Annotated in this window: 7 protein-coding genes; 4 read left to right on the top strand and 3 right to left on the bottom strand. The window is 69.5% G+C overall.

Annotation, left to right across the window (positions count from 1 at the left end; all coding sequences use genetic code 11):
- Positions 1 to 160 precede the first annotated feature (160 nt).
- From BGO22_RS19655 to BGO22_RS19665, 3 genes are read right to left on the bottom strand one after another with little or no spacing between them, the layout of a single operon-like run.
- Positions 161 to 724, bottom strand: a complete 564-nt coding sequence (locus BGO22_RS19655) for a TRAP transporter small permease subunit (RefSeq protein ID WP_070397708.1) — start codon at positions 722 to 724, stop codon at positions 161 to 163.
- Positions 725 to 783: 59 nt separating this feature from the next.
- Positions 784 to 1,854: a C4-dicarboxylate TRAP transporter substrate-binding protein gene (locus tag BGO22_RS19660; RefSeq protein ID WP_070397709.1), complete on the bottom strand. Its 1,071-nt coding sequence runs from the start codon at positions 1,852 to 1,854 to the stop codon at positions 784 to 786.
- 37 nt (positions 1,855 to 1,891) lie between these two features.
- The gene (locus BGO22_RS19665) at positions 1,892 to 2,518 is read right to left on the bottom strand and encodes a TetR/AcrR family transcriptional regulator (RefSeq protein WP_286852257.1); all 627 of its coding nucleotides are present in this window, start codon (positions 2,516 to 2,518) and stop codon (positions 1,892 to 1,894) included.
- 173 nt (positions 2,519 to 2,691) lie between these two features.
- Here BGO22_RS19665 and BGO22_RS19670 point away from each other — a divergent pair, with 173 nt between their 5' ends.
- From BGO22_RS19670 to BGO22_RS19685, 4 genes are all read left to right on the top strand, one after another.
- The gene (locus tag BGO22_RS19670) at positions 2,692 to 3,366 is read left to right on the top strand and encodes an SRPBCC family protein (protein WP_070397711.1); all 675 of its coding nucleotides are present in this window, start codon (positions 2,692 to 2,694) and stop codon (positions 3,364 to 3,366) included.
- 10 nt (positions 3,367 to 3,376) lie between these two features.
- Positions 3,377 to 4,231, top strand: a complete 855-nt coding sequence (locus BGO22_RS19675; protein WP_070397712.1) for an FAD binding domain-containing protein — start codon at positions 3,377 to 3,379, stop codon at positions 4,229 to 4,231.
- Between the two features lie 18 nt (positions 4,232 to 4,249).
- The gene (locus BGO22_RS19680; protein WP_070397713.1) at positions 4,250 to 4,735 is read left to right on the top strand and encodes a (2Fe-2S)-binding protein; all 486 of its coding nucleotides are present in this window, start codon (positions 4,250 to 4,252) and stop codon (positions 4,733 to 4,735) included.
- Positions 4,732 to 5,926 (top strand): xanthine dehydrogenase family protein molybdopterin-binding subunit (locus BGO22_RS19685; protein ID WP_286852258.1); only part of this gene is annotated, 1,195 nt, incomplete at its 3' end. The genes BGO22_RS19680 and BGO22_RS19685, both read left to right, overlap by 4 nt.

Raw genomic sequence — 5,926 nt, forward strand, 5'->3', positions numbered from 1 at the left:
GTTGTAGGCGGAGAGGTAGAGCAGGCGCATGGCCATCTCCACGTCCTCTCGCATGAGCCAGATGCCTGCGAAGCCGATGCCGATGAGCGCCACGGCGATGTGCACGCCCAGCAGCACGAAGACCACGAGCGCGCCGATCAGCAGCCCGCCAAAAACCAGTTCACTCATGCGGATCTCCGAAGTCGCCCGCGTGGCGCCACAGCGAAGGGATCTGCAGCAGGTAAGCGCCCGCGGCCACCAGCGAGCCGCCCACGATCAGGGCGCGAAAGGGCCAGGTGGGCACGGTGTACACGCCCTGCACGCCGAAGAACTCGTTCGTGCTCCAGGCCTGGGAGAGTTCGGGCCAGGCGATGAAGGCCAGTGCCACGAACAGCAGGCAGCCCAGCAGGGCGTTGCCCACCTCGAGCACACGCAGCGCGCCGAGCGAACGTGCGCCGATGAGCCGCAGCAGGAAGTCGCTGCGCGTCATGCGGCCCGAGCAAATGGCGGCGGCGAGCTGCAGGAACACGATGGAGGCCACCGAGCGCGCGGCGAATTCCGCCACGCCGGTGATGGGCCTGTCGAGGAAGTTGCGGCCGACCACGTCGGCCACGACCATCATCATCATGAGGAAGATCCACACGGTGCCGGCGGCCGCGAGCGTGCGCGCGATGCCTTGCAGCGGGTGCGGGTTGGCCGGGGCGGGGGCGCCGCCCTCGGCGGCGGGTTCAGCTTTCTTGTGCACGGTTCACTTTCACTGGGGCGCGCGCGTCGCCACGTGGCGTCGGGCGCGGGCGCCGGGGCTCAGCGGTTCTGGCCGTCCCAGTCGCGCAGCGGCTTCACGCCGTGCGCGCGCAGCTCGTCGAAGTAGGCCTTGAGCACGGCCTTGCCCTTGTCGCCCGTGGCCTGCAGCCAGGGCTGCACGATGTTGGGCAGGCCGTTGACCCACTTGGCCTTCTCGGCCGCCGGCAGGTCGGCGATCTGCAGGCCCGCGGCCTTCATGGTGTCCAGCGCGGCGTTGGCCGTCTTGGTGACGTGCTGGCCATGCGCCTTGGACGTGGCCTTGCCGGCCTGGGCGAAGGCGTCCTGCACTTCCTTGGGCAGGGCGTCGTGGAACTTCTTGTTCGCGGCAACGCTGCCGAAGTACATGGAGCCCACGTCCACCCGCGTGAGGTACTTGGCCACTTCGTACACGCGCGCCGGCCCGATGCCGCTGGCAAAGGACAGCGCGCCCTGCGTCACGCCGGTCTGGATGTTGGTGTAGTAGGTGGTGAGGGCGCCGTCGACCGGCGTGGCGCCGGTCTCGCGCAGCCAGTTGGCCGAGGTGCCGGGCGCGTTGATCTTCTTGTTGTGAAGATCGGCCATGGTGCGGATCGGGAAGTTGGCGTAGATGTCGTAGCTGTCGGTGATCAGCGAGGACAGCGGCACCATGTTCTGCGCGGCCCAGCTCTCGCGCAGCGCCGGCACGGTGGTGTTGAGCTTGTCGAAGATTTCGATGAGCAGCTCGTGGTTGGTGGTGGCGAAAGGCGTGAAGTAGGTGACGTTCTGCAGCGGCATGGCCGAGTTTTCCCAGACCGTGCCGACCATGCCCACGTCGACGATGCCGTCGCGCACGGCGGTGCGCGTGTCGGTGAACTTGTAGAGCGTGCCGCCGTAGTTTTCGCGCCAGCGGATCTCGTACTTGCCGCCGCCGGCCTTGAGGATGCGGTCCACCTCGGGCTGGAACACCTCTTTCATGGCATAGGCCCAGATGTTGGAGGTGGGGTGGCTGGAGCCGATGTTGACCGTGATGCGCTGTTGCGCGGCGGCGGGCAGCGCGGCCAGGCCGGTGCCCAGGGCCAGTGCGCCGGCCACGGCGAGGGTTGAAAGCTTCATCTGTCGTGTCTCCTTCTGTTGCTCTTGGGATGGCGGCTCATCGAGCCGGGTTCTTCTGGGTGAGCAGTTCGCGGCTGGCCTGCAGGTAGCCGCGCACGCGGTCGCGCACCAGGGCTTCGTCGCAGGTGTCGTGCATGGCCTCGCTGTGCACGTCCTGGCCATAGATCCAGCGGCGGATCGAGATGTAGAACATGCCGCCGTGCAGGCCCATGAGCAGTTCGAGTTCGCGCTCGCTGGGCTTGGCGCGCGAAGTCGAGCCGCGGAAGCGCCGCGTCTCACGGATCAGGCGCGGGAACAGGCGTTCGCGCAGCATGGCGAAGAAGCGGTCGGAGATGGCGTGGTCCATCAGGCCCGAAAACATGAGGATGCGGACGAACTCGCGCGAGAGCGCGTTGTTCACGTAGTCGGCATAGAAGGCGGTGAACTTGTCCTCGACGTCGGCCTTGGTGTCGTCCAGCAGTTCGTCCCAGCTGTCGCGCCAACGGCCCTCGAACACGTCGAGGTACACGCGGTCGATGAGCGCCTGCTTGGTGGGGAAGTAGTGGTAGAGCAGGGCGTGCGTCACGCCAATGCTCTTGGCCAGGTCGCGCAACTGGCCGCCGAAGCCGTTGGAGGCGAAGAACTGGATCGCGCCGTCGACGATCTGGCGCTCGCGTTCGGACACGCTGAGCCGGCGGCGCGCGGGTGCGCCTTCGGCCGCTGCCGCGTCGACTTTTTTGGCTCGCTCAGGGTTTTTCTGTATGCGCACGCTATTTACCGAACGGTCAATGAGACATAGCATTGTTGAACGGTTGGTAAACAAGCGCACCCGTGAAAACCCGGGGGCAGAGAAAACGAATGGAACTCAACGGAGACATCCTCATCGCGTCACCTCGCGACACGGTCTGGGCCGCGCTCAACGACCCGCAGGTCCTGGCGCGCTGCATCCCCGGTTGCGAAAGCCTGGAGGCCACCAGCGACACCGAGCGCACGGCGCGCGTGGCCGTGAAGGTGGGGCCTGTGCGCGCGCGCTTCACGGGCCACCTGCGCTTGCAGGACGTGCGCCCCGGCGAGGGCTGCACGCTGCAGTTCGAGGGCTCGGGTGGCGCGGCGGGCATGGCCAAGGGGCAGTCCACCGTGTCGCTGGCCGACGAAGGCGGCGACACGCGGCTGCGCTACACGGCGCAGGCCTCGGTGGGGGGCAAGCTGGGGCAGGTGGGCGGGCGAATGATCGACGCGGCCGCCAAGCAGATGGCGGACCAGTTCTTCGCGGCCTTCCAGGGCGAGCTGGCGCCTGGCGCGGCGGTGCCGCTGGCCGAGACCGTGGCGCAAGAGACCGCGCCCGCTGACGCTGCGCCACCCGCGGCGGCGGGTGCGCCGGCCACCACCACCGCGTCCGTCGCGCCCGCACCCCGGGCCGTATCGGCGCAGGCACCCGCGCCGCTCGGCGAGGGCGTGCGTGTGCTGTGGTTTGCGCTGGGCGCCCTGGCCACCGGCTTCGGCGTGTGGATCGCTTCCCTGTTGTCCGCTTGAGGAGGGTGCCTTGAAGGCCGCTGCATTCGATTACGTCAAGGCCGGCTCGATCGAGCAGGTGATCGACCTGCTGTCTCGCCATGGCGACGACGCGCGCGTATTGGCCGGCGGGCAAACGCTGATGGCCACGCTGAACATGCGCCTGTCCGAGCCCGCGCTGGTGATCGACATCACCGGCCTGGCCGCGCTGCGCGGCATCGAGCGTTGCGGCGAGGTGCTGCGCATCGGCGCGCTGGCCACGCACTCGCAGATCGAGCAAAGCCCCCTGGTGGCGCGGCACGCGCCACTGCTCGTCGAGGCCGCGCCCCACATCGCGCACCGGGCCATCCGCAACCGCGGCACCTGGGGCGGCTCCATCGCCTACGCCGACCCGGCGGCCGAATGGCCCGCCTGCATGCTCGCGCTGGGCGGCACGGTGGTGGCGCAAGGACCGGCGGGCGAGCGCCGCATCGCCGCCGACGATTTTTTCACCGGCCTGTACACCACCGCGCTGCGGCCCGATGAGATCGTGGTCGCGGGCGAAATTCCGGTGGCGGCGCCCGATGGGTGGAGCGGCATGGCGCAGCTCGCGCGCCGCCACGGCGACTACGCCATCGTGGGCCTGGCGGCTTCGGCGCGGCGCCGCGGCGGCGCGCTGTCGTCGCCGCGGCTGGCCTTCATGGGCGTGGCCACCACGCCCTGGCGCGCGCGCCGCACCGAAGCCCTGCTCGACGGCAAGGCGCCCGACGAGGCCACGCTGGCGCTCGCCGTGGCCAGCCTGCGCGCCGAGATCGATCCCTTGCCCGACCTCACCAACACCCCCGAGACCAAGCGCCACCTGGCCGGCGTGCTGCTGCAGCGCCTGCTGGCCGCGGCGCTCGCCTGACCCGAAAGCCCCACGCCCATGTCGGACCTGCATCCCATCCAAGTCAGCGTCAATGGCCACACGCGCCATTGCCGCGTCGAGCCGCGCACCCACCTGGTGGATTTCCTGCGCGAGGACCTCGGCCTCAAGGGCAGCCACCTCGGCTGCGAGCACGGCGTCTGTGGCGCCTGCACCGTGGAACTCAACGGCCAGATCGTGCGCGGCTGCCTCACGCTGGCCGTGCAGGCCGATGGCGGCGAGGTCAAGACCATCGAAGGTCTGAGCCAGAGTGGCGCGATCCGCGACCTGCAGCAGGCCTTCGTTGCGCGCAACGCGCTGCAGTGCGGCTTCTGCACCTCGGGCATGCTGATGGCGGCCAAGGAGCTGGTGGAGACGCGCCCCGATGCCACGCGCGCCGAGGTGCGCGACTGGATCTCGGGCAACTACTGCCGCTGCACCGGCTACCACGCCATCGTCGATGCGATCTGCGACGTGCTGCGCCAGCGCCAGGAGGCCGCCCTGTGAAACGCGACATCGTCAACCTCGAGCCCGGCGTCGAACAGGCCACGCCGATCGCGCCCGTCACCGAGGACCAGCGCTACATCGGCGCGCCGGTGCCGCGCGGCGGCATCGAGCGCCTCACGCAGGGCCTGGGCCAGTTCATCGACGACATCGAACTGCCGCGCCTGGCGCATGTGGTGTTCTGGCGCAGCCCGGTCGCGCACATGCGCATCAAGGCCGTGCAGGCCGACGCCGCGCGCGCCATGCCCGGCGTGCTGATGGTGGCCGACGGCCACGACCTCGCCAAGGTCTGCAAGCCCTGGGTGGCGGTGCTGGGCCACCTGGCGGGCATGAAGTCCGCGCCGCAGCACGCGCTGGCCGTGGAACGCGCCTGCTGGCAGGGCGAGCCCGTGGTGGCGGTGGTGGCGGAAACGCGCGCGCAGGCCGAGGACGCGCTGCAGCACCTGGTGGTGGACTGGGAGGAACTGCCGCTGGCCACCGACATGGAGTCCGCGCTGGACGCCGGCACGCCACCGATCCACGCCGAGCTGGGCGACAACCTGTGCTTCACGCGCAGCCTGAACGTGGGCGAGGTCGATCGGGTGTTCGCCGAAGCCGATGCGGTGGCCGAGGCCACGTTCGAGTTCGGCCGCCACACCGGCGTGACGCTGGAGCCGCGCGGGCAGATCGCGCACTGGAATTCGGCCGAGCAGCGCCTCACGGTCTACCACTCCTGCCAGGCGCCGCACATGATGCAGGACCTCTACGGCCGCCAGTTCGACCTGCCCGCGAGCGCCATCCGCGTGATCTGCAAGGACGTGGGCGGCTCGTTCGGCATCAAGGTGCACGCCTATCCCGACGACTTCGCGACCGTGGCCCTGTCCATCCTGTTGTGCCGTCCGGTGAAGTTCGTGGCCGACCGGCTGGAGAGTTTCACCAGCGACATCCACGCGCGCCACCACCGCGTGCGCGGCCGCATCGCGGCCAACAAGGACGGCGAGATCCTCGGCTTCGATATCGACGACCTCACCGCCATCGGGCCCTACTCGATGTTTCCGCGCACCAGCGCCATCGAGGGCAACCAGGTGGTCAACCTGGTGGGCGGGCCCTACAAGCACCAGCACTACCGCGCCAAGCTGGACGTGGTGTTCCAGAACAAGACGCCCACCTGCCAGTACCGCGGCGTGGGCCACCCCATCGCCTGCGCCGTGACCG

It is taken from the genome of Hydrogenophaga sp. 70-12, assembly GCF_001897365.1.
In the GTDB taxonomy this organism is placed as follows: domain Bacteria; phylum Pseudomonadota; class Gammaproteobacteria; order Burkholderiales; family Burkholderiaceae_C; genus Hydrogenophaga; species Hydrogenophaga borbori.

Excerpts from the sequence above, each read along its gene's own strand:
- BGO22_RS19660 (WP_070397709.1), bottom strand. The coding sequence starts at position 1,854 with ATGAAGCTTTCAACCCTCGCCGTGGCCGGCGCACTGGCCCTGGGCACC.
- BGO22_RS19670 (WP_070397711.1), top strand. The coding sequence starts at position 2,692 with ATGGAACTCAACGGAGACATCCTCATCGCGTCACCTCGCGACACGGTC.
- BGO22_RS19680 (WP_070397713.1), top strand. The coding sequence starts at position 4,250 with ATGTCGGACCTGCATCCCATCCAAGTCAGCGTCAATGGCCACACGCGC.